The sequence below is a fragment of the Alkalibacterium sp. s-m-28 genome (assembly GCF_054658175.1).
This window is the reverse complement of record NZ_BAAGIQ010000323.1, coordinates 1-340: the sequence shown is the minus strand read 5'-3', so window position 1 is coordinate 340 and position 340 is coordinate 1. Positions and strand designations below refer to the sequence as shown.

General features: G+C 40.3%; 1 protein-coding gene. It reads left to right on the top strand.

What is annotated here, in order from left to right; translation table 11 throughout:
• A partial coding sequence (locus tag ACYQ4S_RS12505; RefSeq protein WP_459771499.1) for an RNA-guided endonuclease TnpB family protein occupies positions 1–340 on the top strand: 340 nt, incomplete at both ends.

Here is a 340-nt window from a genome sequence, read left to right as displayed (position 1 = left end):
CAATTAGTTGAACGGAAGATCGGGATTGATTTGGGTATTTCTGATTTTGCGATCACCACCAATGATTTAGGGGAAACTGAGAAGCACAAAAATCCAAAACCGCTGTACAAGTCCGAAAAGAAGCTGAAGAAGGCGCAACGGTCATTATCCCGCAAACAAAAAGGCGGTAAGAACCGCAATAAAGCACGCTTAAAGGTAGCCAAAAAGCACGAAAAGATTGCCAATCAGCGCAAAGATTTCTTGCACAAACTATCCAAAAAGATTACAGACGAAAACCAAGTCATTGTAATCGAAACGTTGTCCAGTAAGAACCTGATGAAAAATCATAAACTGGCAAAAA